Here is a 20710-nt window from a genome sequence, read left to right as displayed (position 1 = left end):
CCTCGGCGAAGGAGCGGGGCTCGGTCGTGTGCGCGACCGGGGGCCCTGTCCCGGCCGCGCACACGGGGTGCGACACGGCGCGTGTGCGCGTTCAGCCGTGCTGCACCGGGATGGTCCGGGTGCCTGCCTTCGTCTCGGGCACCGGGACCGTGATCGTCAGGACACCGTCCTTGTACGCGGCGGTGGCCTCGTCGCCCTTCGCGCCGGCGGGGAGCCGGAGGACGCGGGCGAACGTGCCGTAGCGGAATTCCGTGCGGTGCTTCTCCGTGGTCTCCTCACTGCGCTCGGCCCGCAGGGTCAGAACGCCTTCCGTGACCGTGATCTCGACGTCCTTGGCGGGGTCGATGCCCGGAAGCTCGGCCCGCACCACGTACGTCCCGTCCGTCAGCTGCTCCTCGATCCGGATGTGGTGCAGCCCCGCGACAGCATGCGTCCCCGGGAACCCGGTCTCGACCCAGCCGAACAGGTCGGGAAGTGCCGGCCAGCCAGGCAGCCGCTCGATCATGCCGCTCATGGTCTCCCTCCCTTTCTTCTCCGCTTCAAGCGTCCCGCGCGCGGGCGGCGCCCGCGTGGGCCAACCGGGCCCGTGGTCGACCCGGTCGGCCCTGGCAGCCGATCGCCCGCCGTGTTCACAGGGGTTCGAGGTCCGGACGGCGGGTCGGTCCGAGGAGCGCGCAGTCCACGTCCACCACGCCCTCCACCGCGCGCACCAGACGGGTGGCGACGGGCACGAGGGCGGTATCGGGGATGCGGCCGGTGAGCGTGGCGACGCCGTCGCGCACCTCCACCCGGATCGTTTCGGCCTGCTCCGGGAACAGGTGGGCGACGACCTCGCGGCGGATCTCGTCCGCGATGTCCTTGTCCTCCCGCAGGAACACCTTCAGCAGGTCGGAGCGGCTGACGATGCCCTTCAGCAGGCCCTGGTCGTCGACCACGGGGAGCCGCTTGGTCCGGGTCTGCGCCATGGTGCGCGCGGCCCGGGCGAGGGTGGCGTCGGCGTGGACGGTGAGAGCCGGCGCGGTCATCAGGTCGGCTGCGGTGTCGGCCCCGGCCTTCACCAGGTCGGACAGTCGGCGCAGTTCTGAGTACCGGTCCGGGTCGCCGTCGTGGAACGCCTCCTTGGGCAACAGGTCGGCCTCGGAAACCACGCCGATCACCCGCTCCTCGTCGTCCAGGACGGGAAGGGCGCTGACCTTCCACTGCTGCATGGTCTTGACGATGTCCTTGAACCCGGCCCCGCGCCCGAGGGCGACCACGGTGCGGGTCATGACATCGCTGACGATGTGCGGGGTGCTGTCCATGGCGTCCTCCGGTGTTGTCACGGGACACCTTCAGCCTCGGTGACGGCAGTACCCGACGCATGGGCCGAACGGTCCCCACCCGGGCCCCGATGGGCTCTCCTCCGGCGGTGCCCTCAGGAGGACGCTGGTGGTACAGGGTTCGCGGAACGGCCCGCGGCCACCGATCCAGGGAGGTGTTGACCGTGCTGCGACCTGTTGTCGTAGGACTGGACGGTTCACGCGAGAGCCTCGCCGCCGCCGACTGGGCGGCGAGGGAGGCGCTGCGCCGCGATGTGCCGCTGCGCCTGGTGCACGCGTGGGAGGCGGCGTCGCCCGAACCGTCGACACTGCCCGAATTGGAGGCGCCCCGGTTCTGGTCGCGGCGGATTCTCCGCGAAGCCATGGACCGGATTAACGAGCGTTATCCGCAGATCTATCTCAGCGCCGAGCAAATCTCCCGGCCCGCGTCCGACGCCCTCGGGACTGCGTGCGCGGAGGGCGAGTTGCTGGTGCTGGGCAGCCGCGCGTTCAGCGGGATCGGCGGATTCCTGGCCGGTTCCGTGGCCCTGGCCACGGTGGCCCGCGCGACGCGGCCCGTCGTGCTGGTCCGGGCCGACGAGACCCCCGAGAGCGAGCGGATGCCGGGCTCCGACGGCAAGCCGTCGGCCCGTACGCCGTACCGCGAAGTGGTGGTGGGCATCGACACGGCGCGTCCGTGCGAGGAGGTTCTCGCGTTCGCCTTCGAGAGCGCTGTACTGCGGTTCGCGCCCCTGCGTGTGGTGCACGCGTGGCAGCAGTCGATCTCGCCCGGACCCGGCGCGAAGAACACGAGCGCGCAGGAAGACGCCGAGCGGGACCTGGCGAGGGTCCTCGGACCGTGGCGCGAGAAGTACCCGACGGTGGAGGTCCACGAGCGCGTGGCGAACGACCATGCGGCGCACCTGATCCAAGGCGCTGCCGCGGACGCCGGCCTGCTGGTCGTCGGCCGCCGCAACCGCCCGGCCAAGGTCGGCACGCACACCGGCCGGGTCGACCACGCGGTGATGCACCACGTCCGCTGCCCGGTCGCGATCGTCCCGCACGAGTGACCCCCACGTCCCGGTCCGGCCGCCTCCGGTCGGGCCGGGGCCCGGTCTGCCCTCTCGCGGCCGGGCGGTCCCGTGCCCGGTGTCTCCGTGCCCCTTCGGCCCCCGTGCAGGGACGTTCGGCCCCTGAGGAGTGGGCCCGTCCCCGGGATACGCCGTAAGAGGAGACCGTTCGGAGGGAGTACGACATGTTTCAGGTACGCATCCACGGTCGCGGTGGCCAGGGAGCCGTCACGGCCGCGGAGTTGTTGTCGGTGGCCGCGTTTCTGGAGGGCCGGTACGCGCAGGCCTTCCCGAGCTTCGGGTCGGAGCGGACGGGAGCGCCTGTGATGGCGTTCTGCCGTATCGACGACCGGCCCATCCGGGTGCGCGAGCCCGTCATGCGGCCCGACGCTCTGGTGATCCAGGACGCGACGCTGCTGCACCAGGTGAGCGTCTTCGAGGGACTGCGGCCCGGCGGCAGCATACTGATCAACTCGCCGCTGCCGATAGAGAAGTTGGGACTCTCGGACGTCATCACGCCCGGTCGCGCCCTGACCGTCCCCGCCACGGCGCTCGCCCTGCGGCACTTCGGGCGGCCGGTTCCGAACGCCGTCCTGCTGGGCGGCCTCGCCGCCCTCACCGGCTGCGTGTCCATCGACTCGCTCGCCGCCGCCGTCCAGGAACGCTTCCCCGGCGAGCTGGGAGCCGCCAACGTGGCCGCCGCCCGGGAGGCCCACGACCACGTCAGCACCGCTCAGCGGGAGGAGCAAGCCCATGCTCAAGCAGACTGAGGGCTCACGCGCGGTCGCCGAGACCGTCGCGTACTGCCGGCCCGAGGTGATTGCGGCCTACCCGATCTCGCCGCAGACGCACATCGTCGAGGAACTCAGCAGGCTGGTGAAGTCCGGCGCGCTGAAGCCCTGCGAGTACGTCAACGTCGAGTCGGAGTTCGCCGCGATGTCGATGTGCGTCGGAGCCTCGGCGGCAGGCGCTCGGGCCTACACGGCGACCGCCAGTCAGGGGCTCCTGTACATGGTGGAGGCGCTCTACAACGCCTCCGGGCTGGGCATGCCGATCGTGATGACGGTCGCCAACCGGGCGATCGGCGCGCCGATCAACATCTGGAACGACCACAGCGACAGCATGTCGCAGCGCGACTCCGGCTGGATCCAGCTGTACGCGCGCGACAACCAGGAGGCCGCCGACCTGCACCCGCAGGCGTTCAAACTGGCCGAGGAGCTGTCGCTGCCGGTGATGGTGTGCATGGACGGCTTCGTCCTCACGCACGCCTGGGAACGGATCGATGTGCCGGAGCAGGCCCAGGTCGACGCGTTTCTGCCGCCCTACGAGCCACGGCAGGTCCTGGACCCGGACGAGCCCGTGTCGATCGGCGCGATGGTCGGTCCGGAAGCCTTCACCGAGGTGCGCTATCTGGCGCACGCCAAGCAGATGCAGGCATTGGACGCGATACCGCGGATCGCCGAGGAGTACCGGGAAGTCTTCGGCCGCTCCTCAGGCGGGCTGGTCCATCCGTACCGCTGCGAGTTCGCCGACACGATCGTCGTGGCGCTGGGCTCGGTGTTCGGCACCGTGTGCGACGTCGTGGACGAGATGCGGGACCGCGGGGTGCGGATCGGGGCGCTGGCGATCACGTCGTTCCGTCCGTTCCCGCTGGACGCGGTACGGACCGTGCTCGGCGGGGCCCGCCAAGTGGTCGTGCTGGAGCGGGCGTTGGCGGTCGGCATCGGCGGGATCGTGTCGGCGAACGTACGGACCGCACTGTCCGGGATCCACCTCGACGGACACACCGTCATCGCGGGGCTGGGCGGGCGTCCGATCACCAAGGAGTCGCTGCACCGGCTGTTCGACGACGCGGTCGCCGGACGTCTGGAGCAGCTGACCTTCCTGGACCTCAACACCGAGCTGGTGGAGCGGGAGTTGGCGCGGATGGCGCAGACCAGGCGGTCGGGCCCGTCCGCGGAGAACATCCTGCGCGATGTGGGGAGCAACCGATGAGCGCCGCACCACAGGTCAGGTTCTACCAGGTGGGCAGCTTCGCCGCCGGAAACCGGCTGCTGGGGCCCGAGTTGCAGTCCGACCAGGCAGACCCGGCCCGCGCCAACGCGCTGACCTGCGGCCACCGCGCCTGCCAGGGCTGCGGCGAGGCGCTCGGCGCCCGCTACATCCTGGACGCGGCCCAACGGGCGGCCGGCGGAAAGGTGATCGCGGTCAACGCGACCGGCTGCCTGGAGGTCTTCTCCACGCCCTACCCCGAGACGTCCTGGCAACTGCCCTGGCTGCACTCGCTGTTCGGCAACGCTCCCGCGGTCGCCGCGGGCGTGGCCGCCGCACTGCGCGCCAAGGGCCGCTCCGACATCCGGGTGGTCGGACAGGGCGGCGACGGCGGCACCGTCGACATCGGACTCGGCTGCCTGTCGGGCATGTTCGAGCGCAACGACGACGTCCTGTACGTCTGTTACGACAACGAGGCCTACATGAACACCGGCGTGCAGCGCTCCGGGGCCACTCCCCCGGCCGCGCGCACGGCGACCACCCAGGCGGTGGGCGAGGAGCCCGGTGCCCCCTTCGGACAGGGCAAGAACCTGCCGCTGATCGCCATGGCGCACGAAATTCCGTACGTCGCCACCGCGACCGTGGCCGGACTGCGCGACCTGGAGACCAAGGTGCACCGGGCGATGGGCATGCGCGGCGCCCGCTACCTGCACGTGCTGGTGCCCTGCCCGCTGGGCTGGGGCACGGCCTCCGGCGACACCGTGCGGATCGCGCGGCTCGCCGAACAGAGCGGCCTGTTCCCGGTGTTCGAGGCCAGGGACGGCGAGGTCACCGACGTCACACCGATCCGGCGGCGGGTCCCCGTCGAGGAGTACCTGCGCCCGCAGAAGAGGTACGCACACCTGTTCAAGCCCGACGTGCGCACGGATGTCATCGCCCACCTCCAGCGGACCGCCGACCGCAACATCGCCCGCTTCGGGCTGCTCGCCGAGGAGGCAGTGCCGTGAAGGAGAAACCGTTCGCGATCACCCTGGACGCGGGGTCCAGCCTGGCCAACCACACCGGTGCCTGGCGGACCGAGCGTCCCCAGTACGTCGACCGGCTGCCGCCGTGCAATCAGGCGTGCCCGGCCGGCGAGAACATCCAGCAGTGGCTGTTCCACGCGGAGAGCGGGGACTACGAGGCCGCCTGGCGGCAGTTGATGCGGGACAACCCGCTGCCCGCCGTCATGGGCCGGGTCTGCTACCACCCCTGTGAGACGGCCTGCAACCGCGTCCAGGTCGACAACGCCGTGGGCATCAACTCCATCGAGCGGTTCCTCGGCGACGAGGCGATCAGGCGCGGCTGGACCGTCGAGGCCCCCTCGGCGACCTCCGGCGTGGGGGTCCCCCCGGCCGAAGGCTGGGGGAGCGTCCTGGTCGTCGGCTCCGGCCCCGCCGGGCTGTCGGCCGCCTACCATCTGCGGCTGCTGGGCCACGAGGTGACGATCCGTGAGGCGCAGGAGCACGCCGGCGGGATGATGCGCTACGGCATCCCCCGCTACCGGCTGCCGCGCGAGGTGCTCGACGCGGAGATCGACCGGATCCTCGCGGTCGGCATCACCCTCGAACTCGGCGTCCGGGTCGACGACGTGCTCGCCGCACAGCGTGACGAAGGCTTCGACGCGGTATTCCTGGCCGTGGGCGCGGGCATCGGCCGGCGCACCTACATCCCGGCCGGTGACAGCGCGAAGATCCTGGACGCGGTGGCGCTGCTCGGCGGCATGGAGGGCGAGGGCCCGCCCCTGCTGGGGCGCCGGGTTGCGGTGTACGGCGGCGGCAACACGGCCATGGACGCCGCGCGCACCGCCCGTCGGCTGGGCGCGACCGATGCCGTGGTGGTCTACCGGCGCACCCGGGACCGGATGCCCGCGCACGACGTCGAGGTGGAGGAGGCCCTGGAGGAGGGCGTGCGGATGAAGTGGCTCTCCACCATCAGGCACGCCGACGAAGGCAGGCTCACCATCGAGCGGATGGAGCTGGACGAGTCCGGATTCCCGCAGCCCACCGGCGAGTTCGAGAAGCTGGAGGCGGACACCGTGGTGCTGGCGCTCGGCCAGGACTCCGACCTGTCCCTCCTCCAGGACGTGCCGGACCTGGCCGTCGAGCACGGCATGGTGCAGGTGGCCGACGGGCTGATGACCGGACACGAGGGCATCTTCGCCGGCGGTGACATGGTGCCCGCCGAGCGTACGGTCACGGTGGCCGTGGGGCACGGCAAGAAGGCGGCACGGCACATCGACGCGTATCTGCGTGGCAGGACGTACGACCCCGGCCCCAAGCACGGCCCCGCATCCTCCGACCGGCTCAACACCTGGTACTACGCGGATGCGCCGGTCTCCGTGCGGCCGCGGCTCGAACTGGCCCGGCGTGTCTCGACGTTCGACGAGGTGGTGCAGGGACTCGACGAGTCCACCGCCCTGTTCGAGGCCCGGCGGTGCATGTCGTGCGGGAGCTGCTTCGAGTGCGACAACTGCTACGGCGTCTGCCCGGACAACGCGATCACCAAGCTCGGTCTCGGCAAGGGGTTTTCGATCGACCTCGACTACTGCAAAGGCTGCGGCCTGTGCGCGGCCGAGTGCCCGTCCGGGGCGATCGACATGGTGCCGGAGGAGTGAGGTTCCCGGCCGCGCTCATGACTCCAGGCCCGGGTCCAGCCGAACGTCGATCTCCGGCGGTTCATGGAGCGTGTTGTGGATGGTGCAGTGCGAGGCGACGGCCAGCATGGCCGCGTGCCGCTGCGCGGACAGTGCGGGCGGCGGCACGAGGGCGACCCGCACGGATGCCACACGGGTCGGCCGGTCGGTGGACATCATGAACTCCGTCCGAACGTGCAGCCCCTTCCGGGGCAGGCCGTGGCGCTTGAGGTAGCGGCCCGCGTAGAACGCCACACAGGTGGCCAGCGAGGCGGCGAACAGTTCCGTGGGGGTGGGCGCGGTGTCGGTGCCGCCCGCCTCCGTGGGCTGGTCGACCAGCAGTTGGTGCCCGCGGATGTCGACGGAGTACGCGTCGCCGTCCACGTGCTCCACGTCGAGCCGGTGCACGTCTGTCTCCTGCGGAACGGCTGTGGCGTGGGTCTGGTGTGCGGTACCGGTCATAGCAAGACCTCCCTGGTCGTGTCGGCCTGTCGTCGCTCCCAGTGGAATGCGCCGGGCCCGTCGCATCCAGAGGCCGACAGGGCATGGAAGCGGGGCCGTTCGTCCCCGATGCGGTGACCCGCGGGAGCCGTTGGACGGGGCCGAAGGCATACCCCTACGGGTACCGTGCGAGGGACCTGTGGCCCATGCCCCGCTCTCATCTCCCGTACGAGAGTGGGGTCATGGGAAAACACATCGTGATTCTCGGGTGCGGTACAGCGGGCACACTGACGGCCAACCGCCTGCGGCGGATGTACGACGGGCGTGAGTACCGGATCACGGTCGTCGACCAGGACGACGACCATGTCTACCAACCGGGCCTGCTGTTCGTGCCGTTCGGGCTCGCCGAGCCTCACCACCTCGTCCGCTCCCGCCCGCAGCAGCTGCACGCCGCCGTCGACTACAAACAGGCACGCATCGAGCGCGTCGACCTGGACGCACGGACGGTGCACCTCAGCGGCGGCATACGGATGACCTACGACGTCCTCGTCGTCGCCACCGGCGCCACGCTCCTCCCGGAGGAGACCGAAGGGCTGACCGGCCCGGGCTGGGGCGAGAAGGTCTTCACCTTCTACGACCTGCCCGGCGCCGTCGGCCTGCACCACGCCCTGGAGCGCTTCGAGGGCGGGCGCGTCGTGGTGAACGTGGCCGACCTGCCCATCAAGTGCCCGGTGGCACCCCTGGAGTTCGCCTTCCTCGCCGACTGGTACTTCCGGCGCCGGGGTATCCGCGACCGCGTCGAGCTGACCTACGTCACCCCGCTGGACAGCGCCTTCACCAAGCCGGTCGCCGCGAAGGCACTGGGCGGCCTGCTGAAGGAGAAGGGCATCGAACTCGTCACCGAGTTCACCCTCGGCGAGGTCGACGGCGAAGGCGGCCGGCTGGTGTCGTACGACGAACGCGAGGTGCCCTTCGACCTGGCGGTCGTCGTGCCGCTGCACGGCGGCGCCGAGTACGTCGAACGCTCCCCGGGCCTCGGCGACGAACTGGGCTTCATCCCCGTCGACCGGCACACCCTCCAACACCCCGGACATCCCGAGGTGTTCGCCATCGGTGACGCCGCCGGGCTGCCCGCGTCCAAGGCCGGCTCCGTCGCCCACTTCGAGGGCGAGACACTCACCCACAACATCGGCCGCTTCCTGGCCGGCCGGCCGCTGGACGCCACCTTCGACGGGCACACCAACTGCTTCGTCGAGACCGGCTTCCACAAGGCGCTACTCATCGACTTCAACTACGAAACCGAGCCGCTGCCCGGCCACTTCCCGGCCTCCGTCGGGCTGCCGCTGCTGAAGGAGTCGCACGCCAACCACCTCGGCAAGCTCGCCTTCGAGTGGCTGTACTGGCACACCCTGCTGCCTGGCAGGGAACTGCCAGGCATCGGCGCGGAGATGCCCGAGCACGGCAAGAACCACGTCCGCACCTGAGAGAGGGAGAACACCGCCATGCCCACCGCCACTTATGCCGACACGGCCGTCCCGGTCGACGACGACGGCTTCTTCACCGACCCCGGTCGCTGGACCCAGCCGATGGCCGGGCAGATCGCCCGCGAACAGGGGATCCCCGAACTCACCGACCAGCACTGGACGGTCATCCGCTTCATGCGCGCCGAGTACACCGCCAAGGGCACAGGACCCACGGTCCGCGTCCTCGGCAAGACGTCCGGGGTGAGCGTCAAGGAGCTCTACCAGCTCTTCCCCAAGGGACCGGCGAAGACCGCCGCGAAGATCGCCGGTATCCCCAAGCCCCACGGCTGCATCTGAGGAAGGAAGGCCCGTCATGGCCGGCACCGCCACGATCGAGAAAGTCTCCGTCGTTGTCTCCAAGGGATCCCTGGAAGGGATCTACCCGGCCCTGATCATGGCCAACGGCGCCCGCGCCGAAGGCATCGAGGCCGACCTGTTCTTCACCTTCTTCGGCCTCGACGCCATCACGAAGAAGCACTGGGAGCACATCAAGCTGGCCACCGTCGGCAACCCCGGCCTGCACCTGCCCACCCTCCTGGGCGGCATGCCGGGCGTGCCGGACCTGGTCACCCGCTACATGGAACGCAAGATGGACAAGCTCGACATCCCGCCGATCCCCGAGTTCATCGAGATGATCGCCGACACCGGCGCGGGCATCTACGCCTGCAAGGCGTCCGTCGACCTCTTCGAACTCGACAAGGACGACCTCGTCGAGCAGGTCCAGGGCATCATCACGGTCGGCGAGTTCTACGGGCACGCGGCCGGCGGCCAGATCATCTACACCTGACCGCCGGTTCACTGGGGCACGCACGTCAGCCGACGAACTCGCCGACCGCCGTCTTCAGTTCGCTGAGTCCCTTCTTCGCGTCGGTGAAGAACATGCCGGTCTTCGGGTCGGTGTAGAGCTCGTTGTCGACGCCCGCGTAGCCGTGGCCCATCGAGCGCTTGATGACGACGATGCTCTTGGCCTTGTCGACGTCGAGGATCGGCATGCCGGAGATCGCGTTGCCGGGGCGGCGGGCGATCGGGTTCGTGACGTCGTTGGCGCCGATCACCAACGCCACATCGGCTTGCGGGAATTCGGGATTGACCTCGTCCATCTCCTTGAGCTGCGTGTACGGCACGTTGGCCTCGGCCAGGAGCACGTTCATGTGTCCCGGCATACGGCCGGCCACCGGGTGGACGGCATAGCTGACGTCGATGCCGTGCGCGGTCAACAGCTTGGCCAGGTCGCCGAGTTCGTGCTGCGCCTGGGCGGCGGCGAGGCCGTACCCGGGGACGAAGATGACCTTCCTGGCGTACGCGAGCTGGATCGCCACGTCGTCGACGGAGATGGCGCGCACCTGGGCGGGTGTTCCGCCCGCGCCGACCGCCGTCGGGGCGCTGTCGCCGGTGCCGAAGCCGCCGATCACGATGTTCATGATGGAGCGGTTCATGGCGTCGGCCATCAGCTTGGTGAGGATGCCGCCCGAGGAGCTGACGAGCATGCCCGCGATGATCAGGGCGGTCTCGTTGAGGACGAAGCCCGCCATGGCTACCGCCGACCCCGTGAAGGCGTTCAGCAGGGCGATGACCACCGGCATGTCGGCGCCGCCGATGGGCAGCACCATCGTCACGCCGAACAGTAGGGCGACAACGACCAGTCCATACAGGGCAGTTGAGGAGTCCGGGGCCAGCACCAGCCAGACAGTGCCGACGGCGAAGGACGCCGGGAGCAGCACGTTGAGCAGGCGAGCCCCTGGGAACACCACCGGCGAGCCGGACACGATGCCTTGCAGTTTGCCCGCCGCGACCAGCGAGCCGGAGAAGGTGACCGCGCCGATGACGATGCTCAGAGCGCCCGGCAGCGAGACACGTGCGCCTAGCGCGGCCGGATGCTCGGCCTGGAGGAGATCGTTGACGGCGATGAGAGCTGCGGCGCCACCGCCAACGGCGTTGAAGACGCTGACCAGTTGCGGCATCGCGGTCATCTTGACCTCGCGCGCGGCCCACAGGCCGAGTGCGGCGCCGACGAGGCCGCCGCTGATCAGGACGAGCCAGCCGGTACTGGTGATCCGGCTCTCGTGGACGACGAGCCACACGGTGCCGCCGATCGCGACGGCCATGGCCCCGGCGGAGAGCGTGTTGCCGCGGCGGGCCGTGCGCGGGTGGTTCATGAGGTGCAGGCCGATCACGAAGCAGGCGGCCGCGGCGAGGAAGACGTAGTGGACGGCGTTGGAGACGGTGTCCATGGCGGTCACACCTCAGCCTTCTCGTTGTTCTTGGCGGTGGGCCGGGCCTTGAACATCTCCAGCATCCGGTCGGTGACGACGTAGCCGCCGACCACGTTCATGGCCCCGAACACCATGGCCACGAAGGCGAGGACGTAGCCGAGCCAGGTGTGCGACTCGGCGGCGATGAGCATCGCGCCGATGACGACGATGCCGTGCACCGAGTTGGAGCCGGACATCAGCGGGGTGTGCAGGGTCGCCGGGACCTTGCTGATGACCTCGATGCCGACCAGGACGCTCAGTACGAAGACGGTGATCGCGGTGAGGAGGTCGAGGTTGTTCATGAGGATGCACCTCCTGTCTGGACTGCTCCGCCGGTCAGGGCGGCCGTGATCTCGTCAGTCGGGTCGAGGACGAATTCGCCGTCGGGTGCCAGGTGACGCAGCACGGCGACAAGGTTGCGGGCGTAGGCGGTGGACGCGGCGGTCGCCATGGCGGACGGCAGCCGGCCGGCGCCGATCAGGGTGACGCCGTTGTCGAGGACGGTGGTCTTGTCGGCCTCGGTGCCCTCGACGTTGCCGCCGAACTCGCTCGCCGCGAGGTCGACGACGACCGAACCGGGCTTCATCCGCCCGACGACCTCGGCGGTCACGAGCAACGGCGGTTTGCGGCCGGGCACTTGGGCGGTGGTGATGACGATGTCGGAGCGGGCGATGTGCTCGTTCAGCGCGGCCCGCTGGGCCTGCTGCTCTTCCTCGGTCAACTCCCTTGCGTAGCCGGTCTGTTCGGCGCCCTGTTCCGTTGCCTGGGCGGTCTGGATGTCGAGGAACCGGGCACCCAGCGACTCCACCTCCCCTCGGGACGCGGGGCGTACGTCGTACGCCGAGACGACGGCGCCGAGGCGGCGGGCGGTGGCGATCGCCTGTAGCCCGGCCACTCCGGCGCCGAGGACGAGGACCTGCGCCGGGCGCATGGTGCCCGCCGCGGTGGTCAGCATCGGGAAGAAGCGGTCGTAGGTGTCGGCGGCGAGGACCGCCGCCTTGTAGCCGGCGACGTTGGCCTGGGAGGTCAGCGCGTCCATGGACTGGGCGCGGCTGAGGGTGCGGGGCAGCAGGTCGAGGCTCACCGTGCGGACCCCGCGCCGGTTCAGTCCGTCGACGAGGGCGGGATGGCGGAGGGGTTCGAGCAGGCCGATCAGGGTCTGCCCGGTGCGCAGCGCCTCGGCGCTCTCCGGGTCCGGCGGTCCGACGCACAGCACGGCGTCCGCGCGTGCGTACAGCTCCTCCGGGGATACGACGGTCGCGCCGGCCTCGGTGTACTCGGCGTCGGTGAACCAGGCGCCGGACCCGGCACCGGCCTCGACGAGGACGTCGATTCCGGCCCGGCGCAGGAGGGTTACGGCCTCGGGGACGAGCGCGACCCGGCGTTCACCGGGCGCCCGCTCCCGGACGGCTCCTACGATGACGGTTCCCATGATCTGCTGCCTCTCCCTGTGACCCCGGGGTTGCCGGGCTCAGAATTCGAAGACGAGCCGTGCTTCGGCCCGTCCGCCGAGGACCTCGTCGAAGGAGTCGTTGACCTGGTCCAGGCGCCGCGGTTCGGCGATGACCCTGGTGCGGCCGGCCGCGTGCAGCGCGAACACCTCGGACAGGTCCTGACGGGTGCCGACGATGGAGCCGATGACGGAGATCCCGCCGAGCACGGTCTCGAAGATCGGCACGTTGATCGCGGCGTCGTCGGCGGGCAGGGCGACCATGACGAGTCGTCCGCCGCGGTTGAGCGACCGGTACGCCTGCTCGAACGCCTTGGGCGCGGCGGCCAGGACGACGGCCACGTCCGCGCCGCCGGCCTTCTTGATCTCCTCGACCGGGTCGTGCGTACGGGCGTTGACGGTCAGGTCTGCGCCGAGCTGGTGGGCGAGGCCGAGCTTGTCGGGTTCGAGGTCGACGGCGGTGACGAACCCGCCGACGAGACGCGCGTACTGCACGGCCAGGTGGCCGAGGCCGCCGACGCCGAAGACGGCGACGCGCTCGGCCGGGGTCACCCGGGCGACCTTGATCGCCTTGTACGTGGTGACGCCCGCGCAGGTCAGCGGTGCCGCGTCGAAGGACGACACGCCGTCGGGGACCCGGACGATCGCACCGGCACTGGCGACGGCGAACTCGGCGTAGCAACCGTCCACGGAGTAGCCGGAGTTGACCTGGCTCTCGCAGAGAGTCTCCCAGCCGGAGACGCAGTAGCGGCAGGTGCCGCAGGACGAGCCGAGCCACGGCACGGCGACCCGCTTGCCGATCAGATCGGCGGAGACGCCCGCACCCACGGCCTGTACGGGGCCGACGCCCTCGTGGCCGGGAACGAACGGCGGTTGCGGCTTGACCGGCCAGTCGCCGTGGGCCGCGTGGATGTCGGTGTGGCAGAGGCCGGAGGCCTCCATCTTCACGAGCACCTGGCCGGGGCCGGGCTCGGGGACGGGAAGGTCCTGGATCTCCAGTGGCTTCCCGAAGTCGGTGACGACTGCCGCCTTCATGATCAACTCCTCAAGTGGTTGCGCACCGGGGCGCCTTGACCCGGGTCACGAAATGCAGCCCGTCTCCGGCTGCGAGGGAGAAACCGCCCGGTGTGCCCGGTTCCACGTCCAGGACGTAGAAGGGGCGGCCGTGCGCCTCGTACTGGTCCGCGTTCACGTGGAAGGTGCAGCCGTCCACCACGCCGACGAGCATGTCGCCGTCTCCCAGGGCGAATTCGCCGCCCGGGAAGCACATCGGGTCGCTGCCGTCGCAGCAGCCGCCCGACTGGACGAACATCACGGGGCTGCCGTGGGCGGCGCGCAGGGCCGCGATGGCCTTGCGCGCCGCACGCGTTGCGGTGACGCGCCCGACGGTGCCGTACTCCACTGTTCCGGGCATGTCGCTGCACTCCTCCTAGAACAGCCCGAGCGGCTTGTCGCTGTAGCTGACCAGGAGGTTCTTGGTCTGGCTGTAGTGCTCGAGCATCATCTTGTGCGTCTCGCGGCCGATGCCGGAGACCTTGTAGCCACCGAACGCGGCACCCGCGGGGTACTGGTGGTAGCAGTTCGTCCACACGCGGCCAGCCTTGATGGCGCGGCCCATCCGGTAGGTGCGGCCGGTGTCGCGGCTCCACACGCCGGCCCCGAGGCCGTAGAGCGTGTCGTTGGCGATCTCCAGGGCCTCGGCCTCGTCCTTGAAGGTGGTGACGGCGAGGACGGGTCCGAAGATCTCCTCCTGGAAGACCCGCATCTTGTTGTGGCCCTTGAGGACGGTCGGCTCGTAGAAGTAGCCGTTCGCGAACTCCCCTTCCATCGTGGGCCGGTGGCCGCCGACGAGCAGTTCAGCACCCTCCTTGAGGCCGATCTCGACGTACGACGCGATCTTCTCGATCTGCTGCTTGGAGACCTGCGGGCCGATCATGGTCGCAGTGTCGAGCGGGTCGCCCTGCTTGATGGCGCGGATGCGCTCCAGGCAACGGCCCATGAACTCCTCGTAGATGTCCTCCTGGACGAGTGCGCGCGAGGGTGCGGTGCAGACCTCGCCCTTGTTGAACGCGTACAGGACGAGTCCTTCGACGGCCTTGTCGAGGAAGTCGTCGTCGTGGGCGGCCACGTCGTTGAAGAAGATGTTCGGCGACTTGCCGCCCAGCTCCAGGGTGACCGGGATGATGTTCTGGGCCGCGTACTGCATGATCAGGCGGCCGGTGGTGGTCTCGCCGGTGAAGGCGACCTTGGCGATGCGCTTGTTGGTCGCGAGCGCCTTGCCGATCTCGGCGCCGGGGCCGTTGACGACGTTGAGGACGCCGGGCGGCAGGTGGTCGCCGATGACCTCCATCAGCTTGAGGATCGACCACGGGGTCGGAGAGGCGGGCTTGAGCACCGTGGCGTTGCCGGCGGCGAGCGCCGGGGCCAGCTTCCACGCGGCCATCAGCAGCGGGAAGTTGAACGGGATGATCTGGCCGACCACGCCCAGCGGCTCGTGGAAGTGGTAGGAGATCAGGTCCTTGTCGATCTCGGTGATCGAGCTCTCCTCGGCGCGGATCGCGGCCGCGAAGTAGCGGAAGTGGTCGGCGGCGAGCGGGATGTCGGCCGCGAGGGTCTCGCGGACCGGCTTGCCGTTCTCCCAGCTCTCGGCGATCGCCAGTTCCTCGCGGTGGGCGTCGATGGCGTCGGCGACCGCGTTGAGGGCGGCGGCACGCTGCGTGGTGGACGCCTCGCCCCACTTGGGCTGTGCGGAGTGCGCGGCGTCCAGCGCGAGTTCGATGTCCTCGGGTCCGGACTTCGGGACCTCGCAGATCGTCTTGGCGGTGGCGGGGCACAGGTTGGGCGAGTACTGGCCCGTGGTGGGTGCCTGCCACTTGCCGCCGATGAAGTTCTCGTAGCGGGGCGCGACATCCACGGGGCTGCCGTCCCGGCCCGGAGGCTGGTACTTCATGACCGTCCCCTTTCTCATCACGACCGTCGTGGTGATGCTCAACACGCTAGGAACGTGCACGCTGCAACACCGCTGCATGCCTTCCGACCTGCGACGGAAGGGCCTCAGCGAAGTCCAGTCCGCGGGCCCTGGCCGCGGCCGCGGCGCGCTGTGGCGATCCGTTCGGCAGGGTGCGTGCGAGCGCCGACCACGCGACGCTGTCGTCGGCTCCCCAGTCGGCGTCCACCCAACGGCGCAGCAGCGCGGGATCGCCGCTGCCCAGGACGGCACCGCGCAGCTGCTGTTCCAGACACCGCCGTTGCTCCACCACGACCGGCGCGTCGGAGCGCGGCAGCGGCGGACCCGGGTAACGGGCGAGAGCCTGCGCCACCCGCCCCTCGGCGAGCAGCGCGGAGACCTCGCCGAGGTCGGTCCGCACCGGGCACAGCAGCGCGTACGGCCGCGAACCGAGCAGGGCGGAACCGAGGACGGCACGCAGCCGGGTCATCTCGGCCCGCAGCGTCGAGGGCGGCACCTCACGGTCCGACAGCTCCACTGCCAGCCGGTCCCCCATCACTCCGTGGCCGGCCAGGGCGAGCGCCAGCACGATCTCGCTGTGTCGTGGGCTCAGCCGCAGGACGCGCCCACCGTGCTCCAGCAGGGCGCTGTCCCGGCCCAGCACACTCAGCCGTACGCCGTTCTGATCGGAGACCGACGTCGCCATACGTATTGCCGTCGTCGGGGCAAGGTGCGCCTCGGCGGCGAGGGCCGCTCCTCGTACTGCGGCCAGTGCCGGGGGTGTGGCGATGGTGCCGCCGCCGGAGAGGTCGATGACGCCGAGGATGCGTCCGGTGGACGGGTCGCGAATCGGGGCTGCGGCGCAGGACCACGCGTGCGCGGCGGAGCTGTAGTGCTCGCCGGTCACGATCTGGACGGGGCGCCCCAACTCCAGTGCGGTGCCTGGGGCGTTGGTTCCCGCCCGGGCCTCGGACCAGACAGCTCCCTCGGCGAAGTGCATCCGCTCACCGCGTTCGATCGTCGCGGTGTCGCCCTCGACCCACAGCAGGGTGCCGTCGGCGTCGGCGACCGCGAAGACGTGCCCGTCGTCGGCGGCACCGGCCCCCAGGAGTTCCCGGAACAGGGGCAGGACCAAGGCCAGCGGATGGGCGCGCCGGTACGCGGTAAGTTCCGCGGCGGTCGCGCGCAGCGGCGGGAGCCGACTGCCGTCGGAGTGGACGCCGCGCACCGCGCAGCGCCGCCACGAGTCGGCGATCAGGTCTCGTACCTGGGGCAACGCTCCGGGCGTGGTCACGAACTGCTCGTGTGCCGTGCGCAGAGCGTGAACCGAGGTGGTGACGGGAGCTTCCATCGCACCTCCCACGTGCCTTCTCCGGATCCGTCACACCCCACCTCAGTCGTATATCGGGCCGGGGTGCAGAGGCCGAACGGCCCCGGCGGCTGGGTCCCTCGGGCCCACGCGAGGACTGACCGGCGGAAAACCGCACTGGGCGGTCGCCGGTACGCCGGGCGCGGGGAAGCAGCAGCTGGATGACGTCCGATGTCCGCGATCCGGTCAGGACTTGGGAGGGGAGATCTACGGTGGCGGAGCAGCGCCTACTTACCGGGCACCGGGACCTTCCACACGAGCGCGGTGCCGCCGCCCCGCGGAGTGGTCCACGCCAGTTCTCCGCCCAGCTGCCGGGCCCGCTCCTCCATGTTCCGCAGTCCGCTGCGGCGGCCCTCGGCCGGGATGCCCACCCCGTTGTCGGTGACCGACAGACGCACCTCGCGGCCGTCGGTCACCAGGGCGACGTCGGCGCGGCCGGCGTGGGCGTGCCGGGCGATGTTGGTCAGCGCCTCGGACAGCACGGCGATCACATGGTCGGCGGTCTCCCGCGGCACGTCGGTGTCGACCAGGCCCTCCATCCGCACGCTGGGTGCGAAGCCGAGCACGGGAGCGGCTTCACCGGCCGCGCGCACGACACGAGCCCGCAGCCCCGTCCCGGCGCCACCGTCACGCGCCCGCAGACCGAAGATCGTAGACCTGATGATCTTGATGGTCTCGTCCAGGTCGTCCACCGCCCGCGCCACGCGTTCGGCGGCCTCCTCGTGCTCGATGAAGCGGCCGGCGCTCTGCAACGTCATGCCCGTCGCGAACAGCCGTTGGATGGCGAGGTCGTGCAGGTCGCGGGCGATGCGGTCACGGTCCTGGAGAACCGCGATCTCCTGCGCGTCCCGACGGTGGTCGGCCAGTTCCATGGCGACGGCCGCCTGGGCGGCGAAGTCCTGGAGGGTCTCGGTCTCCGTCGCCGAGAAGGGCTGTCGCCCGGCCTCCCGCGCCAGCAGGACGACGCCGCGCACGCCTGCCTCACCCGTGCCGATGGGTACGGCCACGGCGGGGCCGAGTCCCCCGAAACGCGGTGGATCCAACGAGATGCGGCCGTCGTTGCCCACGTCCGCGCTGGTGACGGGGGCGGCGCTGGAGAAGGCCAGCCCCATCAGGCTGCGGTCCATGGACAGGATGAGCCCCTGATGCGCCTCGGAGTCCAGCCCCACGGCGAGCTCCACGGCGAGCGACCCGGTGCCCTCCATCGGCAGCGCCACCGCCGCGAGGGCCGATCCCGTGATCTCGCCGGCCCGCTCGGCGATCAGGGCAAGGACGTCGGTACGCGCACCACTGGACATCAGGCTGTGGGTGATCTCCGCGGTGGCCTGCAACCAGCGCTCACGCAGCCGGGACTCCTCGTACAGACGGGCGTTGTCGATCGCGACACCGGCCGCCACGGCCAGCGTCGACAGGACCGACTCGTCCTCCTCGTCGAACTGTGCCCCACCGCGCTTCTCCGTCAGGTACAGGTTGCCGAAGACGTGCTCGCGCACCCGGATGGGGACCCCGAGGAAGGTGTTCATCGGCGGGTGGTTGGGCGGGAAACCGTACGACGCGGAGTGCTGGGAGATCTTCGCGAGCCGCAGCGGCTCGGGGTGCCGGATCAGCTCGCCCAGGATCCCGTGACCCTCCGGGTAGGGACCGATCTCGGCGATCTGCTCCTCGGTGACGCCGATCGTGTGGAACGCCGACAGCGCCTTGCCGTCCGGTGTGATCACACCGAGCGCGGCGTACTCCGCGTCGACCAGGACCGCCGCCGCCTCCACGATGCTGTGCAGCGCCTGTTCCAGGTCCAGCTCCCGGCCGACCGAGAGCACCGCCTCCAGCAGGCTGTGCACCCGGTCACGCGTACCTCGAGCCACATCCAGACGAGCCTGCAGCTCTTCCAGCAGCTCGTCCATCTTCAACTGCGGCAGCCGGACCCGGGCCTCCCGGGACTCCCGGGACTCCTCGGGGCTTACCACCGGCGATCCTCCAGATCCGATAACCACACAGCCGGCCGACCAGCCCGGTCATGTGCCACGGTAGCCGCCCCGAGTCGGTGGGGAAATGGGCTCACGTCCCTTGAGCAAAGTCCGGGACCAGGGATTCATTCAATGGCCCCTCCTCCCCGTGTGGTCCCTGGCCCGCGTGGCGATGACACGCCCGACGCCGAGCTCGGCCCGAGCGGTCCGACGACGCGGGAGCGGGGCCTACCGGCCCGTACACAGGGCCAAGCGGCCCTGGGCGCACCCTCGGCACCGGGGCCAGTCTGGAACCGCCGACGAACGATCAAAGGAGTGGAGCAGATGACGCTCAAGAACACCGGCGGCCAGACCTCTTCGCCCGCGGCCGTACAGGTACGGACCGAGGGGGACGTGGACGAGGAAGCACTCACCTACCTGCGGGCCAAGCTGAGCGCGGTCCTCGACCGCCCGGGGGTAGCTCCCGTAGGCGGCGAGGTGCGGATCGCCAGGGCCGCGGCACACCACGCCGAGCAGCCGTGGTCGGCCGGGGCCGAGATACGGGTGGGAAGCGATCTTCTCGTCGTCCATGCGCGGGAGGCGAGCGCGCACGAGCTCGCGGACCGGTTGCAGGACCGACTACGCACCCGCCTGGACCGTGTGGTGCACCGCGAGGACACGGCCCGCAGGTCGGCCACCCCGCCCCCGTGGCGCGGCGGCCCGACGGACGGTCGACAGGAACCGTGAGGCATGCTCCGGGCGACAGCCCCGTCATCGGGGACGGGGAACGGCCTGCCGCCCGCGCGGCGGACTTCGGGCAAAGGGCCGATCGGATACGTTCCAGGGCCGAACGGCCCTAGCCCGACCAGTACCGGAGCGGCTCGAATGGCCTGATCAACCCCAGACGCCCCACCTGCCGGCCGCCACCCGGGTGCTCCGGTGGGCCGCAGGCCGGAGACATCGAGCAGTGAGCGAAGAACCCGCTGGGCGGCCTCCCGAGGCCCCGGGCAGAGAGCAGCCGGCCGCCGCGGAGCTGCAGCTCCGGACCGTCGAGGTCGACGGCGCGGAGGCACTGCGGCTGCTGGGCAGCGTGCCCATGGGGAGGATCGCCTTCACCCGGCAGGCGCTGCCGACCATCCGCCCGGTGAACCACATCGTGGACGACGGGAACATCGTCATCCGCACACACGAGGGCGCGGCCCTGACCTCGCGCACGCTCCAGGCCGACGGCCCGGGAGTCGTCGTGGCCTACGAAGCCGACGCCATCGACCCCGACACGCACCTCGGCTGGAGCGTCGTGGTCACCGGATACGCTCACCTGGTCACCGACGTCCGCGAACTAGTCCGATATCAGGCGCTGTTGCACCCCTGGGTACGCCAGCCAATGGACTACGCAGTCCGCATCCACCCGGACCTGGTCACCGGTCTCCTACTCGTTTCCGTCGACCAGCCGACCGAAGCCTGACATTCGGCCTTCCCGTGCCCGTCCGTCTCTCTCGCACGGACGGGCACGGGTCATGTGCGTCAGCCGCTTGCCGCTCCGACGACGTACGTGTCAGTCGTGGGCCACCACGGCTACGGGCACCACGGCGTCGCACAGCGCCGCGTAGGACGCCGGGCCGATGGGCGGCGGCAGCACCGAGCGCGGCGGGAACGTCCTCGTCGGGAACTTCGCGCTGTTCGGCGCGACGGGCGGGCGGACGTTCGTACAGGGAGAGGCCGGTGACCGGTTCGCCGTGCGCAACTCCGGT

The 20710-nt window shown here is 70.5% G+C and carries 22 protein-coding genes; 11 read left to right on the top strand and 11 right to left on the bottom strand.

Going from position 1 to position 20710, the window contains the following annotated elements; translation table 11 throughout:
* Positions 1-91 precede the first annotated feature (91 nt).
* Together ACNFOC_RS25060 and ACNFOC_RS25055 are read right to left on the bottom strand one after the other, a co-directional pair.
* Positions 92-514, bottom strand: a complete 423-nt coding sequence (locus ACNFOC_RS25060; protein WP_416961336.1) for an Hsp20/alpha crystallin family protein — start codon at positions 512-514, stop codon at positions 92-94.
* 115 nt (positions 515-629) lie between these two features.
* Positions 630-1301, bottom strand: coding sequence for a CBS domain-containing protein (locus ACNFOC_RS25055; RefSeq protein WP_416961346.1), 672 nt, complete (start codon positions 1299-1301; stop codon positions 630-632).
* Positions 1302-1483: 182 nt separating this feature from the next.
* Here ACNFOC_RS25055 and ACNFOC_RS25050 point away from each other — a divergent pair, with 182 nt between their 5' ends.
* The 5 genes from ACNFOC_RS25050 (at position 1484) to ACNFOC_RS25030 (ending at position 7016) form a co-directional block, all read left to right on the top strand.
* Positions 1484-2368, top strand: a complete 885-nt coding sequence (locus ACNFOC_RS25050) for a universal stress protein (protein ID WP_416961335.1) — start codon at positions 1484-1486, stop codon at positions 2366-2368.
* A 185-nt stretch (positions 2369-2553) separates the two neighbouring features.
* Positions 2554-3138: a 2-oxoacid:acceptor oxidoreductase family protein gene (locus ACNFOC_RS25045; protein ID WP_416961334.1), complete on the top strand. Its 585-nt coding sequence runs from the start codon at positions 2554-2556 to the stop codon at positions 3136-3138.
* The gene (porA, locus tag ACNFOC_RS25040) at positions 3122-4363 is read left to right on the top strand and encodes a pyruvate ferredoxin oxidoreductase (RefSeq protein ID WP_416961333.1); all 1242 of its coding nucleotides are present in this window, start codon (positions 3122-3124) and stop codon (positions 4361-4363) included. Before ACNFOC_RS25045 ends, porA begins: the two co-directional genes overlap by 17 nt.
* Entirely contained in the window at positions 4360-5367 is a 1008-nt protein-coding gene (locus ACNFOC_RS25035) for a thiamine pyrophosphate-dependent enzyme (protein ID WP_416961332.1), read from the top strand. Before porA ends, ACNFOC_RS25035 begins: the two co-directional genes overlap by 4 nt.
* The gene (locus ACNFOC_RS25030) at positions 5364-7016 is read left to right on the top strand and encodes an NAD(P)-binding protein (RefSeq protein ID WP_416961331.1); all 1653 of its coding nucleotides are present in this window, start codon (positions 5364-5366) and stop codon (positions 7014-7016) included. The genes ACNFOC_RS25035 and ACNFOC_RS25030 overlap by 4 nt, the downstream gene beginning before the upstream one ends.
* 15 nt (positions 7017-7031) lie before the next feature.
* Here ACNFOC_RS25030 and ACNFOC_RS25025 read toward each other — a convergent pair whose 3' ends face one another.
* Positions 7032-7496 carry an OsmC family protein gene (locus tag ACNFOC_RS25025; RefSeq protein ID WP_416961330.1) on the bottom strand — a complete coding sequence of 155 codons (465 nt, stop codon included), beginning with the start codon at positions 7494-7496 and terminating at the stop codon, positions 7032-7034.
* Positions 7497-7717: 221 nt separating this feature from the next.
* On the opposite strand from ACNFOC_RS25025, the gene sqr reads away from it, so the two are divergent.
* Genes sqr through ACNFOC_RS25010 form a run of 3 tightly spaced genes read left to right on the top strand, consistent with a single transcriptional unit; the run spans position 7718 to position 9785 of the window.
* On the top strand, positions 7718-8959 hold the full coding sequence (gene sqr / locus ACNFOC_RS25020; protein WP_416961329.1) for a type III sulfide quinone reductase, selenoprotein subtype: 1242 nt from the start codon (positions 7718-7720) through the stop codon (positions 8957-8959).
* Positions 8960-8977: 18 nt separating this feature from the next.
* The gene (locus ACNFOC_RS25015; protein WP_416961328.1) at positions 8978-9295 is read left to right on the top strand and encodes a TusE/DsrC/DsvC family sulfur relay protein; all 318 of its coding nucleotides are present in this window, start codon (positions 8978-8980) and stop codon (positions 9293-9295) included.
* Between the two features lie 16 nt (positions 9296-9311).
* Positions 9312-9785, top strand: coding sequence for a DsrE/DsrF/DrsH-like family protein (locus ACNFOC_RS25010; RefSeq protein WP_416961327.1), 474 nt, complete (start codon positions 9312-9314; stop codon positions 9783-9785).
* A 25-nt stretch (positions 9786-9810) separates the two neighbouring features.
* Here the strand turns inward: ACNFOC_RS25010 and ACNFOC_RS25005 are convergent, their stop codons facing one another.
* The 8 genes from ACNFOC_RS25005 to ACNFOC_RS24970 all read right to left on the bottom strand — a co-directional run bounded on the left by ACNFOC_RS25005 (position 9811) and on the right by ACNFOC_RS24970 (position 18917).
* Entirely contained in the window at positions 9811-11229 is a 1419-nt protein-coding gene (locus ACNFOC_RS25005) for an NAD(P)(+) transhydrogenase (Re/Si-specific) subunit beta (protein WP_416961326.1), read from the bottom strand.
* Between the two features lie 5 nt (positions 11230-11234).
* A complete protein-coding gene (locus ACNFOC_RS25000; protein WP_362985206.1) occupies positions 11235-11552 on the bottom strand; it encodes an NAD(P) transhydrogenase subunit alpha part 2 in 318 nt (105 codons plus the stop codon).
* Complete coding sequence (locus tag ACNFOC_RS24995) at positions 11549-12682, bottom strand: NAD(P) transhydrogenase subunit alpha (RefSeq protein WP_416961325.1); 1134 nt, start codon at positions 12680-12682, stop codon at positions 11549-11551. The genes ACNFOC_RS25000 and ACNFOC_RS24995 overlap by 4 nt, the downstream gene beginning before the upstream one ends.
* A 39-nt stretch (positions 12683-12721) precedes the next feature.
* Positions 12722-13735, bottom strand: a complete 1014-nt coding sequence (locus ACNFOC_RS24990) for a zinc-dependent alcohol dehydrogenase (protein ID WP_416961324.1) — start codon at positions 13733-13735, stop codon at positions 12722-12724.
* Positions 13736-13745: 10 nt separating this feature from the next.
* Positions 13746-14114: a DUF779 domain-containing protein gene (locus tag ACNFOC_RS24985; protein ID WP_363100648.1), complete on the bottom strand. Its 369-nt coding sequence runs from the start codon at positions 14112-14114 to the stop codon at positions 13746-13748.
* A gap of 15 nt (positions 14115-14129) precedes the next feature.
* Positions 14130-15650, bottom strand: coding sequence for an aldehyde dehydrogenase family protein (locus ACNFOC_RS24980; RefSeq protein ID WP_416961323.1), 1521 nt, complete (start codon positions 15648-15650; stop codon positions 14130-14132).
* A gap of 46 nt (positions 15651-15696) precedes the next feature.
* Positions 15697-16998 (bottom strand): sigma-54-dependent transcriptional regulator family protein, encoded by a 1302-nt coding sequence (locus ACNFOC_RS24975; protein WP_416961322.1) that lies wholly within the window; start codon positions 16996-16998, stop codon positions 15697-15699.
* Between the two features lie 245 nt (positions 16999-17243).
* Positions 17244-18917, bottom strand: coding sequence for a GAF domain-containing sensor histidine kinase (locus ACNFOC_RS24970; protein ID WP_416961345.1), 1674 nt, complete (start codon positions 18915-18917; stop codon positions 17244-17246).
* Positions 18918-19304: 387 nt separating this feature from the next.
* Between ACNFOC_RS24970 and ACNFOC_RS24965 the strand changes: the two genes are divergently transcribed.
* The 3 genes from ACNFOC_RS24965 to ACNFOC_RS24955 all read left to right on the top strand — a co-directional run.
* Positions 19305-19706 (top strand): hypothetical protein, encoded by a 402-nt coding sequence (locus tag ACNFOC_RS24965; RefSeq protein ID WP_416961321.1) that lies wholly within the window; start codon positions 19305-19307, stop codon positions 19704-19706.
* A gap of 286 nt (positions 19707-19992) precedes the next feature.
* Positions 19993-20424 carry a pyridoxamine 5'-phosphate oxidase family protein gene (locus tag ACNFOC_RS24960; protein WP_416961344.1) on the top strand — a complete coding sequence of 144 codons (432 nt, stop codon included), beginning with the start codon at positions 19993-19995 and terminating at the stop codon, positions 20422-20424.
* Between the two features lie 157 nt (positions 20425-20581).
* On the top strand, positions 20582-20710 hold a 129-nt coding region (locus tag ACNFOC_RS24955), incomplete at its 3' end, for a GltB/FmdC/FwdC-like GXGXG domain-containing protein (protein ID WP_416961343.1).

Origin of the sequence: Streptomyces colwelliae (assembly GCF_048158785.1) — a bacterium.
Classification (GTDB): Bacteria; Actinomycetota; Actinomycetes; order Streptomycetales; family Streptomycetaceae; genus Streptomyces.
The sequence above is the reverse complement of the archived record's forward strand: the minus strand, read 5'-3'. Positions and strand labels throughout refer to the sequence as shown.

Bases quoted from the DNA above. Each gene is read 5' to 3' on its own strand.
- ACNFOC_RS25055 (WP_416961346.1), bottom strand. From the start codon at position 1,301: ATGGACAGCACCCCGCACATCGTCAGCGATGTCATGACCCGCACCGTG.
- ACNFOC_RS25025 (WP_416961330.1), bottom strand. From the start codon at position 7,496: ATGACCGGTACCGCACACCAGACCCACGCCACAGCCGTTCCGCAGGAG.
- porA (WP_416961333.1), top strand. From the start codon at position 3,122: ATGCTCAAGCAGACTGAGGGCTCACGCGCGGTCGCCGAGACCGTCGCG.
- ACNFOC_RS25005 (WP_416961326.1), bottom strand. From the start codon at position 11,229: ATGGACACCGTCTCCAACGCCGTCCACTACGTCTTCCTCGCCGCGGCC.
- ACNFOC_RS24995 (WP_416961325.1), bottom strand. From the start codon at position 12,682: ATGGGAACCGTCATCGTAGGAGCCGTCCGGGAGCGGGCGCCCGGTGAA.
- ACNFOC_RS25035 (WP_416961332.1), top strand. From the start codon at position 4,360: ATGAGCGCCGCACCACAGGTCAGGTTCTACCAGGTGGGCAGCTTCGCC.
- sqr (WP_416961329.1), top strand. From the start codon at position 7,718: ATGGGAAAACACATCGTGATTCTCGGGTGCGGTACAGCGGGCACACTG.
- ACNFOC_RS25015 (WP_416961328.1), top strand. From the start codon at position 8,978: ATGCCCACCGCCACTTATGCCGACACGGCCGTCCCGGTCGACGACGAC.
- ACNFOC_RS25060 (WP_416961336.1), bottom strand. From the start codon at position 514: ATGAGCGGCATGATCGAGCGGCTGCCTGGCTGGCCGGCACTTCCCGAC.
- ACNFOC_RS24980 (WP_416961323.1), bottom strand. From the start codon at position 15,650: ATGAAGTACCAGCCTCCGGGCCGGGACGGCAGCCCCGTGGATGTCGCG.
- ACNFOC_RS24985 (WP_363100648.1), bottom strand. From the start codon at position 14,114: ATGCCCGGAACAGTGGAGTACGGCACCGTCGGGCGCGTCACCGCAACG.
- ACNFOC_RS24975 (WP_416961322.1), bottom strand. From the start codon at position 16,998: ATGGAAGCTCCCGTCACCACCTCGGTTCACGCTCTGCGCACGGCACAC.
- ACNFOC_RS24970 (WP_416961345.1), bottom strand. From the start codon at position 18,917: ATGGACGAGCTGCTGGAAGAGCTGCAGGCTCGTCTGGATGTGGCTCGA.
- ACNFOC_RS25000 (WP_362985206.1), bottom strand. From the start codon at position 11,552: ATGAACAACCTCGACCTCCTCACCGCGATCACCGTCTTCGTACTGAGC.
- ACNFOC_RS25010 (WP_416961327.1), top strand. From the start codon at position 9,312: ATGGCCGGCACCGCCACGATCGAGAAAGTCTCCGTCGTTGTCTCCAAG.
- ACNFOC_RS25045 (WP_416961334.1), top strand. From the start codon at position 2,554: ATGTTTCAGGTACGCATCCACGGTCGCGGTGGCCAGGGAGCCGTCACG.
- ACNFOC_RS24965 (WP_416961321.1), top strand. From the start codon at position 19,305: ATGACGCTCAAGAACACCGGCGGCCAGACCTCTTCGCCCGCGGCCGTA.
- ACNFOC_RS24990 (WP_416961324.1), bottom strand. From the start codon at position 13,735: ATGAAGGCGGCAGTCGTCACCGACTTCGGGAAGCCACTGGAGATCCAG.